The sequence below is a fragment of the Variovorax sp. RO1 genome (genome assembly GCF_002849325.1).
GTDB lineage: Bacteria > Pseudomonadota > Gammaproteobacteria > Burkholderiales > Burkholderiaceae_C > Variovorax.
The window spans coordinates 109,058-124,881 of sequence record NZ_PKMT01000008.1 but is presented as its reverse complement, the minus strand read 5'-3'; the positions used below and the strand labels follow the sequence as shown (position 1 = coordinate 124,881).

The following is a 15,824-nucleotide window of genomic DNA, read 5'->3' as shown; positions in this document are numbered from 1 at the left end:
ACATGTCCATCAGCACCCGAAATATCGACCACCACATCGCCGGCGCCCCCGCCGCCAACACCTCCGGCCGCACGCAGGACGTGACCAACCCCGCCACCGGCGCCGTCACCGGCAAGGTCGGCCTCGCCGACGCCGCGCAGGTGGGGGCCGCCGTGGCCGCCGCGCAGGCTGCGTTCCCCAAGTGGGCCGACACGCCGCCCATTCGCCGGGCCCGCGTGATGTTCAAGTTTCTGGAGCTGCTCAACCAGCACAAGGACGAGCTCGCCCACCTCATCACCGCCGAGCACGGCAAGGTCTTCACCGACGCGCAGGGCGAAGTGAGCCGCGGCATCGACATCGTCGAGTTCGCCTGCGGCATTCCGCAGCTGCTCAAGGGCGACTTCACCGACCAGGTGAGCACCGGCATCGACAACTGGACCTTGCGCCAGCCGCTGGGCGTGGTCGCGGGCATCACGCCCTTCAACTTCCCGGTGATGGTGCCGATGTGGATGTTCCCGGTGGCCATTGCCGCGGGCAACACCTTCGTGCTCAAGCCCAGCCCGACCGACCCGAGCGCGTCGCTCTTCATGGCCGAGTTGCTCAAGCAGGCCGGCCTGCCCGACGGCGTGTTCAACGTGGTGCAGGGCGACAAGGTCGCGGTCGACGCGCTGCTGGAGCACCCCGACGTCAAGGCGATCAGCTTCGTGGGCTCCACGCCCATTGCCAACTACATCTACGAAACCGGCGCCCATCACGGCAAGCGCGTGCAGGCACTGGGCGGCGCGAAGAACCACATGGTCGTCATGCCCGACGCCGACATCGACCAGGCCGTCGACGCACTCATCGGCGCCGGCTACGGCTCGGCCGGTGAGCGCTGCATGGCGATCAGCGTCGCGGTGCTGGTGGGCGACGTGGCCGACCGGCTGCTGCCCAAGCTCATCGAGCGCACGAAGACGCTGAAGGTGCTCAACGGCACCAACCTCGCGGCCGAGATGGGCCCGATCGTCACGCGCGCCGCGCACGAGCGCATCACCGGCTACATCGACCTGGGCGAGAAGGAAGGCGCGACGCTGCTGGTCGACGGCCGCCCCTTCGACGGCAACGTCGCCGGCGAAGGCTGTGGCGATGGCTTCTGGATGGGCGGCACGCTGTTCGACCACGTCACGCCCGAGATGCGCATCTACAAGGAAGAAATCTTCGGCCCCGTGCTGGGCTGCCTGCGCGTCGCGACCTTCAAGGAAGCCGTGGACCTCATCAACGCCCACGAGTTCGGCAACGGCGTGAGCTGCTTCACGCGCGACGGCAACGTGGCGCGCGAGTTCGGCCGCCGCATCCAGGTCGGCATGGTTGGCATCAACGTGCCGATCCCGGTGCCGATGGCGTGGCATGGTTTCGGCGGCTGGAAGAAGAGCCTGTTCGGCGACATGCACGCCTATGGCGAAGAGGGCGTGCGCTTCTATACGAAGCAGAAGTCGATCATGCAGCGCTGGCCCGAGAGCATCGGCAAGGGCGCCGAGTTCGTGATGCCGACCGCGAAGTAAAGGTAAAAGGGGGCGCCGCACGCGCGGCGCTTCCCATCCGAAGAACAACGAGAGACAAAAGCCAGCCGCCATGAGCGACACCACCTTCGACTACATCATCATCGGCGCCGGCACCGCCGGCTCGCTCATCGCCAACCGCCTGAGCGCCGACAAGACCAAGCGTGTGCTGCTCATCGAGGCCGGCCGCAAGGACGACTACCACTGGATCCACATTCCGGTGGGCTACCTCTACTGCATCGGCAACCCGCGCACCGACTGGCTCTACAACACCGAGCCCGACGCGGGCCTCAACGGCCGCACGCTGCGCTATCCGCGCGGCAAGACGCTGGGCGGCTGCTCCAGCATCAACGGCATGATCTACATGCGCGGCCAGTCGCGCGACTACGACCAGTGGGCGTCCCTCACGGGCGACGAAGGCTGGCGCTGGGAGAACGTGCTGCCGGCCTTTCGCAAGCACGAAGACTTCTACCTCGGCGCCGACGAGATGCACGGCGCAGGCGGCGAGTGGCGCGTCGAGAAACAGCGGCTGCGCTGGGACATCCTCGATGCGTTCGCCGACGCGGCCGTGCAGGCCGGCGTGCCGCACACCACCGACTTCAACCGCGGCAGCAATGAAGGCGTGGGCTACTTCCAGGTCAACCAGAAGAACGGCTGGCGCTGGAACACCGCCAAGGCCTTCCTGCGGCCCACCTGCTACGGCCGCCCCAACTTCGAGTTGTGGACGGGCGCGCAGGTGTCGCGCCTGCTGTTCGAGACGCTGCCCGACGGCACCAAACGCTGCACCGGCGCGCAGGTGTGGAACGGCTCCGAAATGAGCACCGCCCACGCCGAGCGCGAAGTGATCCTCAGCGCGGGTGCCATCGGCTCGCCGCAGATCCTGCAGCTGTCGGGCATCGGCCCCGCCGATCTGCTGCGCCAGCACGGCATCGACGTGGCGGTCGACGCGCCCGGCGTCGGCGCCAACCTGCAGGACCATCTGCAGATCCGCGCGGTCTACAAGATCGAGGGCGCACCCACGCTCAATGTGCTGGCCTCGTCGATGGTCGGCAAGGCGAAGATCGGCCTCGAATATCTGATGAAACGCAGCGGCCCGATGAGCATGGCGCCGTCGCAGCTCGGCGCGTTCACGCGCAGCTCGCCCGACCGCGAGTGGCCCAACATCCAGTACCACGTGCAGCCGCTGTCGCTTGACGCCTTCGGCGAACCGCTGCACAGCTTCCCGGCCTTCACCGCGAGCGTGTGCAACCTGAACCCGACGAGCCGGGGCTCGGTGCGCATCAAGAGCGCGCGTTTCGAAGACGCGCCCGCCATCGCGCCCAACTACCTGAGCACCGAGGAAGACCGCAAGGTCGCAGCCGATTCGCTGCGCGTCACGCGCCGCATCGCGCAGCAGCCCGCGCTCGCGAAGTACAAGCCCGAAGAGTGGAAGCCCGGCGCGCAGTACCAGACCGACGAAGACCTCGCGCGCTTGGCCGGTGACATCGCCACCACCATCTTCCATCCGGTTGGCACCACCAAGATGGGCGCCGACGGCGACCCGATGGCGGTGCTCGACGCGCGCCTGCGCGTGCGCGGCGTGCACGGCCTGCGCGTGGTCGATGCGGGCGCGATGCCCACCATCACGAGCGGCAACACCAACAGCCCGACGCTGATGATGGCGGAGAAGGCAGCGGGCTGGATCCTCGAAGACAACCGCGGCCGCTGAGCCGACGGCGTCAGCGGCGCGGCGCTGCCTTGCGCGGCTTCGTGGCCTCTGACAGGCGCGCCCTCGCGCCTTCGAGCATGAGGTCCACGCCGACCTCGAACATCGCATCGGGACCGGCCTTGCGGTAGCTGGCGAAGGCCTCGGCCAGCAGCGGGCGCGAGGCCGCAGCGGCATCGAGCGCCTGCTGCCGCACTTCCGCATCGGGCGGTGCCGCCTGCTCCTCGAGCACGCAGCCCACGGTGTAGCGGCCCAGCGCAATCAGCAGCGCCATGGCCTGCGTCGCCGGCAAGCCCCGGCTGACCACGGCGGCCAACTGGGCTTCCACCATCTCGAGGTCGCCCGGGTCGGGTTCGGAGCCGGCATGCAGGCGTGCGCCGTCGCGCCGCGCCAGCAGCGCGCGCCGGAAGCTGCGCGCGTTCTCTCGCAGGAAGGTCTCCCACGATTCGCCCGCCAGTGGCAGCCGGCGGTCGTGCGCGCGGCGCAGGATCTCGCGGTTCATCGCGTCGAGCAGCGCGCGCTTGTTCTTGAAATGCCAGTACAGCGCGGGCTGCTGCACGCCGAGCCGCTCGGCCAGCAGCCGCGTGCTGAGCTTGTCCATGCCGACCTCGTCGAGCAGCGTGAGCGCGGCTTCGAGGATCACTTCACTGTCCAGTTTCATGTCGATGTGCGTGCCCATCTGCGGGCGAAGGTACGGGCGAATGAGGGGTGCTTCACAGCCTGGAATTTATCGCTGATAATTCCTTATCAATGATAAATTATGATCTTTCTTCTCCGTCCGCTGTCGCGGGCGGACGCCATGCGCATGCGGTGATCCTCGCGATCGTCACGCTCGACGCCATCGGCATCAGCCTGGTCATGCCGATCGTGCCGGGCCTGCTGCGCGAGGTCGGCCACACCGGCGATCTCGGCTGGCGCTTCGGTGCTTTCCTGTCGCTCTACGCGCTGATGCAGTTCCTGTGCGCGCCCGTGCTCGGCGCGCTGAGCGACCGCTTCGGCCGCCGGCCGGTGCTGCTGGTGTCGGTGGCGGGCGCGGCGATCGACGCGCTCTTCATGGCTTTTGCGCCCTCGCTGTGGCTGCTGTTCGTGGGCCGCGCGATCGCGGGCATGACCGGCGCGAACATGGCGGTGGCCTCGGCGGCCATCGCCGACCTCACGCCCGAGCACCAGCGCGCGCGCTGGTTCGGCCGCATGGGCGCCTGCTTCGGCCTGGGCTTCATCGCCGGGCCGGCGATCGGCGGCGTGCTCGGCGACCACGGCGTGCGGCTGCCGTTCGTGGCCGCCGCGGTGCTCAACGGCATCACCTTTCTGGTCGGCCTGCTGGTGCTGCGCGAGTCGCGTCCGTCGGCGCTCGCGGCCAAACCCTTCGACCGCGGCGTGCTGCATCCGCTGGCGCCGCTGCGCTGGGCCGCGGGCGTTCCCGCGCTGCTGCCGATCCTCGGCGTGTTCGGCGTGCTCGTGATGGTGGGCGAGGTTGCTGGCACGACCTGGGTGCTCTACGGCGAGGACCGCTTCGCCTGGAACGCCACCACGGTCGGCCTGTCGCTCGCGTGCTTCGGCCTGCTGCATGCGCTGGTGCAGGGCTTCGTGGCGGGCCCGGTGGTCGAGCGCTGGGGCGAGCGCGCGGCGATCGCCATCGGCACGCTCGCCGACTGCACGGCCTACGCGCTGATCGCCTTCGCCACGCAGGGCTGGATGGCGCTCGCGCTGCTGCCGCTGCTGTGCATGGGCGGCATCGGCCAGCCGGCGCTGCAGGCGACGCTTTCGCGGCGCGTGGGCGAGGCCGAGCAGGGGCGGCTGCAGGGTGTGCTTGCGAGCCTCTCGAGCCTGGCTTCGGTGGTCGGGCCTCTGGTGATCAGCTCGGTCTACTTCGCATTCCGGGCGCGCTTTCCGGGCATCGTGTGGCTGGGCGGTGCCGTGCTCTATCTGCTGTGCCTGCCGGTGATGCTGCGCCGGTCGTCGCCGGCGCGCTGATCACTTCAGCTTCCTGTCTTCGCTCTTGGCCTCGGCCATCGCCTCGGGCTCCAGTTCTTCGGCGTAGCGGTTCAGGCGGATGAAGAGTCCCCAGCCCGCCATCAGCAGGCCCACGGCGCCAAGCATGGCTGCAGCGTGCAACATCAGCTCGGGCGCCTCGCGCGCCTTGAAGGTCGCGACCAGCCCTTCGACCGCGACGGCCACCACGATCACCACCATGAAGCGCGAGAGGAACCGGCGCACCCGCGTGGGAGCGCCGATGTGCGCGTCGCGCACCACCTCTTCTTCGAGCACGGTCTGCGAGATCTGCAGCGCCACCACGCCGGCCGCGAGCAGGCCCACCGCTTCGATGACGGCCTCGGCCGCCGGAAGGTCCAGGCCGTTCATGACCGCGCCCCAGCCGGCGCGCGCCGCGATCACGACCAGCACGAGCGAGGCCACCGCGAACGCGAGCGCCATCAGCGCGTGGACCGTGGCGTAGAGGGCATGGATGAGCTTCATGGCGCGTCCGGCGGGGAAGTGAAGGTGCGGAATCTTCAGCGCCCATCGGCGCGCCGCGCGTAGGCGCGCAGCCCGTTGCGCAGGGAGCGCACGCCGAGTTCATTCCGCAAACGCATCAGGTCCTTCCAATTTTTCACTAGGCAAGGGCGCGGGTTTCGCACATATTGGCCCGGTTCTGCCGTTCCGTTTCTTTCCTCCCCCTGGAGCGTCCATGCCTGAAGCCCAGACCCCCGTGTCCCTCCCCGCCGAAGTCGACCAACTGCTGCAGCGCCTGGGCGTGCCGCGCACCGCCCACACCGGCGGCGACCTCACGGTGCGCTCGCCGGTGTCCGGCGAAGTGATCGCGCAGGTGCCGCAGACCACGGCCGTGGAAACCACCGGCGCCATCGGCCGCGCGCACGAGGCCTTCAAGGCCTGGCGCCTGGTGCCGGCGCCGCGCCGCGGCGAGCTGGTGCGCCTGCTGGGCGAAGAGCTGCGCGCGGCCAAGCAGGACCTGGGCCGCCTCGTCACGCTGGAGGCCGGCAAGGTTCCGTCCGAAGGCGCGGGCGAGGTGCAGGAAATGATCGACATCTGCGACTTCGCGGTCGGCCTCTCGCGCCAGCTCTACGGCCTCACGCTGGCCACCGAACGCGCCGAGCACCGGATGATGGAAACCTGGCATCCGCTGGGCGTGTGCGGCGTGATCTCGGCCTTCAACTTTCCCGTGGCCGTGTGGTCGTGGAACGCGGCGCTCGCACTGGTGTGCGGCGATTCGGTAGTGTGGAAGCCGTCCGAAAAAACACCGCTCACGGCACTGGCCGTGCATGCCATCGCGCAGCGCGCCATCGCCCGCTTCGGCGATGCGCCCGAGGGCCTGCTTGGTTTGCTGCTGGGCCAGCGCGACATCGGCGAGGTGCTGGTGGACGACCACCGTGTGCCGATCCTCTCGGCCACCGGCTCCACCGCGATGGGCCGGCAGGTCGCGCCCAAGCTCGCTGCACGCTTCGCCCGCGCGATCCTCGAACTGGGCGGCAACAACGCCGCCATCGTCACGCCTTCGGCCGACCTCGATCTCACGCTGCGCGGTATCGCGTTCGCGGCCATGGGCACGGCCGGCCAGCGCTGCACCACGCTGCGGCGCCTGTTCGTGCACGACAGCGTGTACGAGCAGCTGGTGCCCAAGCTCGTGAAGGTCTACGGCAACGTGCAGGTGGGCGATCCGCGCGAGGCCGGCACGCTGGTCGGTCCGCTGATCGACCGCGCCGCCTTCGACGGCATGCAGAAGGCCCTGAACGAAAGCCGCGAGATCGGCGCGACGGTGCACGGCGGCCAGCGCGTCGACGGCATCGGCACGCAGGACGCGTACTACGTGCGCCCGGCGCTGGTCGAGCTGAAGTCGCACGACGGCCCGGTGCTGCGCGAGACCTTCGCGCCCATCCTCTACGTGGTGCGCTACAGCACGCTCGACGAGGCCATCGAATGGCACAACGCGGTGGGCGCGGGCCTGTCGTCGTCGATCTTCACGCTCAACGTGCGCGAGGCCGAGCGCTTCATGTCCAGTGCCGGGTCGGACTGCGGCATCGCCAACGTCAACATCGGACCGAGCGGCGCCGAGATCGGCGGTGCCTTCGGCGGCGAGAAGGAAACCGGCGGCGGGCGCGAAGCGGGCTCGGACAGCTGGAAGGCGTACATGCGCCGCGCCACCAACACCATCAACTACTCGACGGCATTGCCTCTCGCACAAGGCGTGACCTTCGACATCGGCGACTGACCCACCCCGGCCTGTTGTTCTCGCCGCGCAGCACTTCGCTGCAGCGGCAGGGCAGCGGTCGCGCGCATCCCCCCAAGAAAACCACCAGGAGACAGAAAAGATGAAGATGCAACTGAAAACCCTCGCCACCGCCGCGCTGCTCGCGCTCGCCTTCGGCACCCCAGCCACCGCGCAGCAGACCCCGACCGGCGGCACGCTCGACAAGATCAAGACCAGCGGCAAGGTCGTGCTCGGCGTGCGCGAAGCCTCGCCGCCGATGGCCTACATGCTGGGCGCGGGCGAGAAGTACGTGGGCTACCACGTCGAACTCTGTGAGCGCGTGCTGAAGGACATCGTGCCTTCCGCGAAGCTCGAGTACATGGCCGTGACCGCGCAGAACACCATCCCGCTGGTGCAGAACGGCACGCTCGATATCGGCTGCGGCCCCACCACCAACAACACCGCGCGCCAACAGCAGGTGGCCTTTGCGCTCACCACGTACGTGAGCGAAGTGCGCATGGCCACCAAGGTCGACTCGGGCATCACCTCGCTCGACCAGCTCGCGGGCCGCAACGTGTCGGCCTCGACCGGCACCACCGCCGTGCAGCTGCTGCGCAAGCGCGAGCGCGCGCAGAACGTCTCGTACAACACGATGCTCGGCAAGGACCACCTGGAGAGCTTTTTGCTCATGGAGTCGGGCCGCGCCGATGCCTTCGTGCTCGACGACAACCTGCTCGCCGGCATCATCGCGAACTCCAAGAACCCGACGGCCTACCGCATCACCGGCGAGGCGCTGGGCTCGGAGCCGATCGCACTGCTGTTCCGCAAGGACGACCCGAGCTTCAAGGCCGCGGTGGACGAGTCGCTGCGCAAGCTCATGAAGAGCGGCGAGCTCGAGAAGATCTACACCAAGTGGTTCGTGGCCGCGATTCCGCCGAAGAACACCAGCCTCAACCTGCCGATGAGCCCGGCCCTGAAGCAGCTGCTGCTCGAACCCAACGACAAGCCATTGGAAGCCTACGCGAAGTGACCGACGCCGCCGTGTTCTCTCCGGCGCAACGCGTGCGCGCCATCAATGTCTCGGAGATCCTGCGCATCACCGACCACGCGCAGGCGCTCAAGCGCGCCGGCCGCCCGGTGATCGTGCTGGGCGCGGGCGAGCCCGACTTCGACACGCCCGAGAACATCCGGCATGCGGCCTCGCAGGCGATTGCGCGCGGCGACACGCGCTACACGGTGCTCGACGGCAGCCCGGCGATGAAGGCGGCCGTGCAGCTGAAGTTCAAGCGCGACAATGCGCTGGACTTTGCGCTCGACGAGATCAGCGTGAGCGCGGGCGCCAAGCAGGTGATCTTCAACGCGCTGATGGCGAGCCTGAACCCGGGCGACGAAGTGATCCTGCCCGCGCCGTACTGGACCTCGTACGCGGACATCGTGCAGATCTGCGGCGGCGTGCCGGTGTCGGTGGCGTGCGGCGAGGAGAACGGCTTTCGGCTGACCGCGGCGCAACTGCAGGCGGCCATCACGCCGCGCACGCGCTGGCTGTTTCTCAACTCGCCGTCGAACCCGAGCGGCGCGGCCTACAGCGCGGCGCAACTGAAGCTGATCACCGACGTGCTGCTCGAGCATTCGGGCGTGTGGGTGCTGGCGGACGACATCTACGAACACATCCTCTACGACGGCCTCGCCTTTGCGACGCCCGTGGCCGTCGAGCCGCGGCTGCGCGACCGGACGCTCACGGTGAACGGCGTGTCGAAGGCCTATGCGATGACCGGCTGGCGTGTCGGCTACGGCGCCGGGCCTCGCGCGCTGATCGCGGCGATGGCCGTGGTGCAGAGCCAGTCGACCTCGTGCCCGTCGTCGGTGAGCCAGGCCGCAGCCATCGAAGCGCTCACCGGACCGCAAGGCATCGTGGCCGAGCGCTGCGCATCCTTTCAACAGCGCCGCGACTTCGTCGTGGCCGCGCTCAACCGCACGCCGGGCCTGCACTGCCGCGTGCCCGAGGGCGCCTTCTACACATTCGCAAGTTGCGCCGGCGTGCTCGGCAAGCGCACCGCCGACGGCGCGCTGTTGCAGACCGACAGCGACTTCTGCCGCTACCTGCTGCAGGCGTTCGAGGTGGCGGTGGTGCCGGGCAGCGTGTTCGGGCTGGCGCCGTATTTCCGCATCTCGTATGCGACGTCGATGGCGCAGCTGGAAGAGGCGTGTGCGCGCATCGAAGCGGCATGCGCGGCGCTCTCGTGAATTTCTCCCTCCCCTTCCGGGGGAGGGGCGGGGTGGGGGCACGCGGCGTATCCATCGCTGTCGGCGCATCCACCGCCGCTTGCCCCCATCCCAGCCTTCCCCCAGAGGGGGAAGGAGCGAATACCAAGACCTTCATCACATCGGACACCCCATGACTTCCTCCCGCACCGGCGGCCAGATCCTGGTCGACCAGCTCATCACCCACGGCGTCCAGCAGCTCTTCTGCGTGCCCGGCGAAAGCTTTCTCGCCGTGCTCGATGCCTTGCACGATGCATCGATCGACGTGACCGTGTGCCGGCAGGAAGGCGGCGCGGCGATGATGGCCGAGGCGCAGGGCAAGCTCACGGGCCAGCCCGGCATCTGCTTCGTCACGCGCGGCCCCGGCGCCACCAACGCGGCGGCGGGCGTGCACATCGCGCACCAGGACTCGACACCGCTGCTGCTGTTCGTCGGCCAGGTCGCGCGCGACGCGATGGGTCGCGAGGCCTTCCAGGAGCTGGACTACGGCGCGGTCTTCGGCACGATGGCCAAGTGGGTCGTGCAGATCGACGACCCGGCGCGCGTGCCCGAGCTGGTGTCGCGCGCCTTCCATGTCGCGACCTCGGGCCGGCCTGGTCCGGTGGTGATTGCGCTGCCGGAAGACATGCTGACCGAAGCCGCCGTGGTGGCCGATGCGCTGCCGTATGCGGTCACTGAAACCCACCCCGGCGCGGCCCAACTCGCCGAGCTGCAACAGCGCCTGTCGCAGGCGCAGCGGCCCGTCGTCATCCTGGGCGGCAGCCGCTGGTCCGAAGCCGCGACGCAGCAGTTCGCGCAATTCGCCGAGGCGTATGCGCTCCCGGTGTACTGCTCGTTCCGCCGCCAGATGCTGATGTCCGCCGACCACCCCTGCTACGCGGGCGACCTGGGACTCGGCGCGAACCCGCGCATGCTGGCGCGCATCCGCGATGCGGACCTCGTGCTGCTGGTGGGCGGGCGTCTGTCGGAAGTGCCGTCGCAGGGCTATGAGCTGTTTGCGATTCCGCAGCCGAAGCAGGCGCTGGTGCACGTGCACGCCGATGCCGACGAGCTCGGCAAGCTCTATCGCCCGACGCAGGGCATCCACGCCACGCCGCAGGCGTTCGCCGACGCGGTGGCCGCGCTGCGCCCGGCCTCGGCGCCTGCCTGGCAGGCCGAGACGAAGACCGGGCGCGAAGACTTCCTGCGCTGGAGCGACCCGGCTGCGATCCGCATTCCCGGCCCGTTGCAGATGGGCGAGGTCATGCAGCACCTGCGCGAGGTGCTGCCGGCCGACACCATCTTCTGCAACGGCGCGGGCAACTTCGCGACCTGGGTGCATCGCTTCTGGCCGTTCCGCGCGTTCGCGAGCCAACTGGCACCGACCAGCGGTTCGATGGGCTACGGCCTGCCGGCCGGCGTCGGTGCCAAGCGCTTGTGGCCCGAGCGCGAGGTGGTCGTGTTCGCGGGCGACGGCGATTTCATGATGCATGGCCAGGAGTTCGCGACCGCCGTGCAGTACGGCCTGCCGATCCTCGTCGTGCTGCTCGACAACAGCATGTACGGCACGATCCGCATGCACCAGGAAAAGCACTACCCCGGCCGCATCAGCGCCACGCAGTTGAAGAACCCCGACTTCCGCGGCTATGCCGAGGTGTTCGGCGGCCACGGCGAGCGCGTGACCACGACGGAAGAATTCGGCCCCGCACTCGCGCGTGCGCGTGCGAGCGGCAAGCCGGCGATCCTGCATTGCCTGCTGGACCCCGAGGCGATCACGCCCGCGAGCACGTTGCAGTCGATCCGCAAGGCGGCGTTGGCCGCGAACTGAGGCGTCGTCAGCGCAGGCCGCCGACGTAGCGCGGCGGCGGCGTCGGCGGCAGGCCATCGGGCTGGCGCGCCGCCAGCCGCGCGGCGCGGGCCAGCGGTTCCATGGCCTGCTCGAGCCGCGTGGCGAGCTGGTCGAGTTCGTCGTCTTTCGTTTCGGCGGCGTGGATGCGCGTCATGCGCACGATCTCGGCGGCGTACTCGGCGTTGGTGGCCATCCATTCGGTGTCGGTCACGCGTCCGTGCTTGCGCCGCAGCGCCACGTGCAGGCGGGCGGCGAGGGCGATGCGTTCGCTTTCGGACATGGATGGCATGGCGGGGTCTCCGTCTTTTGGGTCAAGCTCCCAGGTGTTCCTTGTGTTGAGCAAGATCGAGGCCCACGAGTTCGCTCTCGGGGTCGACGCGCAATCCGACCAGCACATGCACGAGGAACAGGACGATGGCCGTGCCCGTCGCGCTGTAGATCGCCACGCTGCCGACGGCGATTGCCTGCGTCAGCACGTTGCCCGTCGCGCCTGAGATGCGCGGGTCGGCGAACACGCCCGTGAGCAGCGCGCCCACGATGCCGCCGATGCCGTGCACGCCGAACACGTCGAGCGAGTCGTCCGCACCGAGCAGGTGCTTCAGGCCCGTGGCGCCCCAGTAGCAGGCCAGCCCGGCGATGGCGCCGATGGCCAGCGCCGCCAGCGGCGTGACGAAGCCGGCCGCCGGCGTGATCGCCACCAGCCCGGCCACGAGGCCGGAGCACAGGCCCAGCAGCGAGGGGCTGCGGCGCACGATCCATTCGCCGATCATCCAGCTCAGGGCGCCGGCCGCCGCCGCGATGTGCGTCACCAGCATGGCCAGGCCGGCGCGCCCGTCGGCCGCCACCGCCGAGCCGGCATTGAAGCCGAACCAGCCCACCCACAGCAGGCCCGCGCCGGTCATGGTGAGCGCCAGGCTGTAGGGCTCGAAGGCCTCGCGCCCGTAGCCCCGGCGCGGGCCGAGCGCATAGGCGCACACCAGCCCCGCGATGCCCGCGTTGACGTGCACCACCGAGCCGCCCGCGAAGTCGAGCGCGCCCATCTGCGCGAGCCAGCCGCCCGGTTCCCACACCCAGTGCGCGACGGGCGCGTACACGAGCACGCTCCACAGCAGCGCGAACCACAGCAGCGCCGAGAAGCGCATGCGCTCGACAAAAGCGCCGAGCACCAGCGCGGTGGTGATGATCGCGAAGCTCAGCTGGAACATGGCGTAGACCGACTCCGGCACGTTCGGCGCCACATGGCTCACGGCCACCTGGCCGGCGTCTTTCAGGTACTCGAAGCCCGAGAAGCCGATGCGCGAGAGGTTGCCCAGCCAGGGCCAGCCGGGCGTGAAGGCCAGCGAGTAGCCGAGCGCGAACCAGGTCAGCGAGACCACCGCCGCGATCGCCACCACCCCGGCCATGGTGGCCAGCACGTTCTTGCGCCGGACCATGCCGGCATAGAAGAGCGCGATGCCGGGCAGCGTCATCAGCAGCACCAGCGCGGTCGAGGTCATCATCCAGGCGGTGTCGGCCGCGTTCAGGGAGGCTTGGGGTGCCAGCAGGGCCATGACCGTTTCTTCTTGGAGTGGTGGACAGGAGGCCTGTGTGCATGAGTCATGCCATCTTGTTAACTGGCTGAAACACTTTCGTTTCCCAACCGGGGGGGCGAAGTAAGTCGAAGCGGGTAATTCCTAATGCACTGGGGCGGTGCGCGCTTGCACAATCTGCGCACTCGCGACGGGCCCTGCTCGTACTGCCGAGGGTCCGAGGAGACAACTTCCGATCGATCAACAAGAACATTCTTCAAAGGCTCCGTACGAGATGCCTGTCTGATATTTGAAAAGCGCCGCTGGTCGGCGCTTTTTTTTGCCTGCTCGCCGCGCGATCGCAGGCGATTTCCTCCAAGCCAAACACGCCTTCTGGTCAACCGGTGTCGGCCACCACAGCTATCGTTTCGATAGCGATTCGGTGAGACAATCGCCCGCATGGAAATGCTGGTGGTCACGGGCGCCTCACTGCTCGCGGGTTTTATCGATGCGATCGTGGGCGGCGGCGGGTTGATCCTGGTGCCGGCCCTCTTTGCGGTGTTTCCGGGCGCGCCGCCCGCCACGCTGCTGGGCACCAACAAGAGCGCGTCGATCTGGGGCACCGCGGCCTCGGCAGCCCAGTTCAGCCAGCGCGTGCAGATGCGCTGGAGCGCCATGTGGCCGGCCGCGCTGCTGGGCTTCGGCGGCTCGATGGTCGGCGCCTGGACCGTCACGGTCTTTCCGGGCGACTTCCTGCGCCGGGCGCTGCCGGTCATCCTGCTGGGCGTGCTGATCTACACGCTGGCGCGCAAGGACATGGGCCGGCTGCACGCGCCGCGCTTCAGCGGCCGCGCCGAAACCCTGGCGGCCAGCACCATCGGCCTGACCATCGGTTTCTACGACGGCTTCTTCGGACCGGGCACGGGCAGCTTCCTGGTGTTCCTGTTCGTGCGCTGGATGGGCTACGACTTTCTCAACGCCTCGGCCTCGGCCAAGGTCATCAACACGCTGACCAACGCCGCCGCGCTGATCCTGCTGGCCGCCAAGGGCCACGTCTGGTGGCACTACGGGCTGGTGATGGCGGTGGCCAACGTGGCCGGCAGCCTGGTGGGCACGCGCGTGGCGCTGAAGCACGGCGCGGGCTTCGTGCGGATCGTGTTCATTGTGGTGGTGAGTGCACTCATCCTGAAGACGGCCTACGACGCGTTCCTGAAATGAAAAAGCCCCAGGCGTGAGGCCAGGGGCTTTTTCGGAACACCGAGGAACCGGCGTTGCTTAGTCCTCGACGAATGCCTCTTCGCGCTTCGCCTTGATCGCCGGCAGCAGCACGATGCACAGCAGCAGCGCCGCGGCCACCAGCAGCCCGGCCGACAGCGGCCGCGTGACGAACACGCTCCACGCGCCGCGCGACAGCAGCAGCGCGCGCCGCAGGTTCTCTTCCATCATCGGCCCGAGGATGAAGCCCAGCAGCAGCGGGGCCGGCTCGGTGCGCAGCTTCAGGAACAGGTAGCCGATGAAGCCGAAGATCGCCACCATCCACACGTCGAAGGTGTTGTTGTTGGTCGAGTACACGCCGATGGCGCAGAACAGCACGATGGCGGGGAACAGGAACTTGTAGGGCACCGTCAGCAGCTTGATCCACATGCCGATCAGCGGCAGGTTCAGGATGATCAGCATTGCGTTGCCGATCCACATCGAGGCGATCAGGCCCCAGAACAGCTCGGGGTTGCTGGTCATGACCTGCGGACCGGGCTGGATGTTGTGGATCGTCATCGCGCCCACCATCAGCGCCATCACGGCGTTGGGCGGAATGCCCAGCGTCAAGAGCGGAATGAAGGAGGTCTGCGCGCCGGCGTTGTTGGCCGACTCGGGCGAGGCCACGCCGCGGATGTTGCCCTTGCCGAAGGGCACTTCGCCCGGGCGCATCTTGATCTTCTTCTCCAGCGCATAGGCCGCGAAAGCCGCCAGCAGTGCACCGCCGCCGGGCAGGATGCCCAGGGCAGAGCCCAGTGCCGTGCCGCGCAGCACGGCGGGCGTCATGCGCTTGAAGTCGTCCTTGGTGGGCCACAGGCCCTTCACCTTGTGCGTGAACACCTCGCGCTCGTCGTCGGGCTGCGAGAGGTTGCCGATGATTTCGCCGTAGCCGAACACGCCCATGGCGATCACCACGAAGCCGATGCCGTCGGTGAGCTCGGGAATGTCGAAGCTGAAGCGCGCGACACCCGAATTCACGTCGGTGCCGACGATGCCCAGCAGCAGGCCCAGCACGATCATCGCCACCGCCTTGAGCAGCGAGCCCGATGCCAGCACCACGGCGCCGATCAGGCCCAGCACCATCAGCGAGAAATACTCGGCCGGGCCGAACTTGAAGGCCAGCTCGGTCAGCGGCGGCGCGAAGGCGGCCAGGATCAGCGTGCCGACGCAGCCCGCGAAGAACGAGCCCAGGCCCGCAGCCGCCAGCGCGGGGCCTGCGCGGCCCTGCCTTGCCATCTGGTAGCCGTCGATACAGGTGACCACCGAGGACGACTCCCCGGGCAGGTTCACCAGGATCGCCGTGGTCGAGCCGCCGTACTGGGCGCCGTAATAGATGCCGGCCAGCATGATCAGCGCCGACACGGGCGGCAGCGCGTAGGTGGCGGGCAGCAGCATCGCGATGGTCGCGACGGGGCCGATGCCCGGCAGCACGCCGATCAGCGTGCCCAGGATGCAGCCGACCAGGCAGTACAGCAGGTTGGTGAAGGTGAAGGCGACGCCGAAGCCGGTCGCCAGGTTGTGGAACAGTTCCATGGCGGTGTGCTCC

13 protein-coding genes are annotated in these 15,824 nt (G+C 68.7%); 8 read left to right on the top strand and 5 right to left on the bottom strand.

The window, feature by feature from the left end; all coding sequences use genetic code 11:
- The first annotated feature begins 2 nt into the window (after positions 1–2).
- Entirely contained in the window at positions 3–1,520 is a 1,518-nt protein-coding gene (locus CY658_RS28850) for a CoA-acylating methylmalonate-semialdehyde dehydrogenase (RefSeq protein ID WP_101493433.1), read from the top strand.
- 70 nt (positions 1,521–1,590) lie between these two features.
- Positions 1,591–3,225: a GMC family oxidoreductase gene (locus CY658_RS28845; RefSeq protein ID WP_101493432.1), complete on the top strand. Its 1,635-nt coding sequence runs from the start codon at positions 1,591–1,593 to the stop codon at positions 3,223–3,225.
- A 10-nt stretch (positions 3,226–3,235) separates the two neighbouring features.
- Here CY658_RS28845 and tetR read toward each other — a convergent pair whose 3' ends face one another.
- Positions 3,236–3,883 (bottom strand): tetracycline resistance transcriptional repressor TetR, encoded by a 648-nt coding sequence (gene tetR / locus CY658_RS28840; protein WP_101493569.1) that lies wholly within the window; start codon positions 3,881–3,883, stop codon positions 3,236–3,238.
- A gap of 89 nt (positions 3,884–3,972) precedes the next feature.
- Here tetR and tet point away from each other — a divergent pair, with 89 nt between their 5' ends.
- Positions 3,973–5,196, top strand: coding sequence for a Tet(A)/Tet(B)/Tet(C) family tetracycline efflux MFS transporter (tet, locus tag CY658_RS28835; protein WP_101493431.1), 1,224 nt, complete (start codon positions 3,973–3,975; stop codon positions 5,194–5,196).
- On the opposite strand, the gene CY658_RS28830 is transcribed toward tet, so the two are convergent.
- Positions 5,197–5,697: a hypothetical protein gene (locus CY658_RS28830; protein WP_101493430.1), complete on the bottom strand. Its 501-nt coding sequence runs from the start codon at positions 5,695–5,697 to the stop codon at positions 5,197–5,199.
- A gap of 211 nt (positions 5,698–5,908) precedes the next feature.
- On the opposite strand from CY658_RS28830, the gene amaB reads away from it, so the two are divergent.
- The 4 genes from amaB (at position 5,909) to CY658_RS28810 (ending at position 11,495) form a co-directional block, all read left to right on the top strand.
- A complete protein-coding gene (amaB, locus tag CY658_RS28825; RefSeq protein ID WP_101493429.1) occupies positions 5,909–7,447 on the top strand; it encodes an L-piperidine-6-carboxylate dehydrogenase in 1,539 nt (512 codons plus the stop codon).
- A gap of 100 nt (positions 7,448–7,547) precedes the next feature.
- Positions 7,548–8,456, top strand: a complete 909-nt coding sequence (locus tag CY658_RS28820) for an amino acid ABC transporter substrate-binding protein (protein WP_101493428.1) — start codon at positions 7,548–7,550, stop codon at positions 8,454–8,456.
- Positions 8,453–9,670 carry a pyridoxal phosphate-dependent aminotransferase gene (locus CY658_RS28815; protein WP_101493427.1) on the top strand — a complete coding sequence of 406 codons (1,218 nt, stop codon included), beginning with the start codon at positions 8,453–8,455 and terminating at the stop codon, positions 9,668–9,670. Before CY658_RS28820 ends, CY658_RS28815 begins: the two co-directional genes overlap by 4 nt.
- 151 nt (positions 9,671–9,821) lie before the next feature.
- Positions 9,822–11,495, top strand: coding sequence for a thiamine pyrophosphate-binding protein (locus CY658_RS28810; protein ID WP_101493426.1), 1,674 nt, complete (start codon positions 9,822–9,824; stop codon positions 11,493–11,495).
- Between the two features lie 7 nt (positions 11,496–11,502).
- Here the strand turns inward: CY658_RS28810 and CY658_RS28805 are convergent, their stop codons facing one another.
- A complete protein-coding gene (locus tag CY658_RS28805; protein WP_082549084.1) occupies positions 11,503–11,805 on the bottom strand; it encodes a hypothetical protein in 303 nt (100 codons plus the stop codon).
- Between the two features lie 22 nt (positions 11,806–11,827).
- Positions 11,828–13,066: an ammonium transporter gene (locus CY658_RS28800; protein ID WP_101493425.1), complete on the bottom strand. Its 1,239-nt coding sequence runs from the start codon at positions 13,064–13,066 to the stop codon at positions 11,828–11,830.
- Between the two features lie 417 nt (positions 13,067–13,483).
- On the opposite strand from CY658_RS28800, the gene CY658_RS28795 reads away from it, so the two are divergent.
- Positions 13,484–14,242, top strand: a complete 759-nt coding sequence (locus CY658_RS28795) for a sulfite exporter TauE/SafE family protein (protein ID WP_101493424.1) — start codon at positions 13,484–13,486, stop codon at positions 14,240–14,242.
- A 57-nt stretch (positions 14,243–14,299) separates the two neighbouring features.
- Here the strand turns inward: CY658_RS28795 and CY658_RS28790 are convergent, their stop codons facing one another.
- Positions 14,300–15,811 carry a tripartite tricarboxylate transporter permease gene (locus CY658_RS28790; protein WP_101493423.1) on the bottom strand — a complete coding sequence of 504 codons (1,512 nt, stop codon included), beginning with the start codon at positions 15,809–15,811 and terminating at the stop codon, positions 14,300–14,302.
- Positions 15,812–15,824 lie beyond the last annotated feature (13 nt).